Source organism: Verrucomicrobiia bacterium (genome assembly GCA_035629175.1).
In the GTDB taxonomy this organism is placed as follows: Bacteria; Verrucomicrobiota; Verrucomicrobiia; order Limisphaerales; family DASXHY01; genus DASXHY01.
In genome coordinates this window covers 1-2,313 of sequence record DASPIL010000082.1, presented here as the reverse complement: position 1 = coordinate 2,313, position 2,313 = coordinate 1, and the positions used below count along the sequence as shown (strand labels likewise).

General features: G+C 59.9%; 3 protein-coding genes. All 3 read left to right on the top strand.

Features of this window, described 5'->3' with window-relative positions:
- The first annotated feature begins 211 nt into the window (after window positions 1-211).
- The gene (gene pyrH / locus VEH04_14925) at window positions 212-937 is read left to right on the top strand and encodes a UMP kinase (GenBank protein HYG24071.1); all 726 of its coding nucleotides are present in this window, start codon (window positions 212-214) and stop codon (window positions 935-937) included.
- Between the two features lie 79 nt (window positions 938-1,016).
- A complete protein-coding gene (locus tag VEH04_14920) occupies window positions 1,017-1,232 on the top strand; it encodes a hypothetical protein (GenBank protein ID HYG24070.1) in 216 nt (71 codons plus the stop codon).
- Between the two features lie 479 nt (window positions 1,233-1,711).
- Window positions 1,712-2,313, top strand: a 602-nt coding sequence (locus VEH04_14915) for a hypothetical protein (GenBank protein ID HYG24069.1), incomplete at its 3' end; no start/stop codon positions are given.

The window sequence follows — 2,313 nt, the reverse complement described above, 5'->3', positions numbered from 1 at the left end:
GCTGATCTCCCTGGCCACAGCCCGAGCCGAAGCGAGCCAACTCCGGACAGGAACCACTAAACGGAAAGCCGGATGCGGGAAATCCGCCCGTCCGGTTTGGAGGGAGGGGCGAGGTTAATCCCTCGCTCCTACCCCTATCGGCTACAGTGCTCCGAGTTTGACGCGCAGGATTGCCGCTGATACAACCCTGCGTCGCCTGACCCATTCGATCATGAAAAAGAAAGTGCAGCCCAAATACAGCCGGATCCTTCTCAAGCTTAGCGGAGAAGCTCTCGGAGGAACCGCGGGAGTTGGCATTTCTTCGGAGGCCGTTCAGAAGATGGCGGAGCAAATCCGCGAAGTGCGTGAGTTCGGTGTCCAGGTCGTGATTGTCATCGGCGGCGGCAACATCTTCCGCGGCCTCCAAGGATGCGAACGCGGCATCGAACGCGCCACCGGCGATTACATGGGCATGCTCGCAACCGTCATCAACTCGCTCGCATTGCAGGACGCCCTCGAGAAAATCGGCGTCGCCACGCGCGTGCAAAGCGCGATCACCATGTCGCAGGTAGCCGAACCGTTCATACGCCGGCGCGCGGTGCGCCATCTGGAAAAGGGCAGGGTGGTGATCTTTGGCGGCGGCACAGGCAATCCCTATTTTTCGACCGACACCGCGGCGGCCTTGCGCGCGAACGAAATCGGGGCCGAGGTGATTCTCAAGGCGACCAAAGTGGACGGCATTTACGATTCCGATCCAAAGAAGAATCCCAAGGCGAAGCGCTTCACCGACGTCAGCTACATCGATGCACTGCAAAAGCAGTTGAAGGTGATGGATTCGACGGCGTTTTCGCTCTGCATGGATAACAAGATGCCGATCATCGTGTTTGATCTTTTTCAGCCGCACAATCTTCGCCGCGTGGTGTGCGGCGAGAAGGTTGGAACGCTCGTGACCGGGTGATTTCGGCCCCCGGGTTTTTAGCCTGCTTGAGTTGAGTGTGTAGGGCAGACCTCCGAGCCTGCTGTATCGCCGGCTTGCTGTGCGCGTTCGCAATGAAGGGGGCAATAGCTGCTGGTATTCCGGCTCGGAAATCTATCGCCACGCCTGGCTCACTGTGAATGCGGAGCTTGTTCGACAATATCCAGACCACGTCTGCCGGGTCACGTCTGATGAAGGCGATGTAGGCCATGGACATCGCGGGCGGTTTCAGGATGTGGAAACACGGTCGCATGTCATCCTCACGGGTGCGCGGTAAACCTCGAACGGCTGCGATCTCCCCTCGCCTGCGACGCAGGAGCGGGAGAGGGGCCGGGGGAGAGGGTGCTCTGATTTTCGCTGCCTGTCGTGTTAATCCGAAGTGAAACGCGCCTCCTCTCCCCAACCCTCTCCTCCGCTCGGAGCGGAAGAGAGGGAGTCGAATGGGGTGCGCGGTAGACCTCGAACGGCTGCGACCTCCCCTCGCTTGCGACGCAGGAGCGAGAGAGGGGCCGGGGGAGAGGGTGCTCTGATTTTTCGCTGCCTGTCGTGTGATCCGAAGTGAAGCGCGCCTCCTCTCCTCAACCCTCTCCTCCGCTCGGAGCGGAAGAGAGGGAGGTAGATAGTGTCGAGATGCACGCGATCAACTTCCGCGGATGGGCTATTGCCTCGGCGTCCTGAATTTTGTTACCAGACATCGCAAGCAATGCGAAGGTTCGTTGATGGGAATCACCGATCGAGCGTCCTTCCTTTTAAATTATGAAACAGATGACGAACCCGCGAACAAGCGCCTTTGATCCGAAGTCACCATGGAAACGCTGGCGATCCTCAACGAGCATCTGCCTGGCGGGTTTCGCTGTGCTGGCTTTGCTGGCCGCGCCGATGGCTCATGCCCAAACCGCAACCGTGACGGTCCAGGCGGGCGCTCCTGGGAAACCGATCAGCTCCGATCTCGTCGGCGTGTTCTTCGAAGACTTGAACTATGCCGCAGACGGAGGCCTGTATGCCGAGTTGATTCAGAATCGATCGTTCGAATACAGCCCCGTGGAGCAGCCCGATTGGCACCCGCTCAAGTTCTGGGAGTTGGAGAAGCGGGGTGGAGGCGACGGTTCGGTGGGCGTGGCAGAGATGCGGCCCATTCACGAAAACAATCCGCATTACGCGCTGCTCACGGTGCGAACGCCGGGCGAGGGAGTGGGGATCGTCAATGGCGGGTTCGACGGAATTCCGATCGTCGCGGGCGAAACCTACAACGCCTCATTTTGGACGTATCAGGCGTTCATGGGCCAGATGTGGGGACAGGGCGCGACGAACCGCGCGATGCCGCTCACGTTGCGGCTTGAGACGCGGGAGGGTGAGGT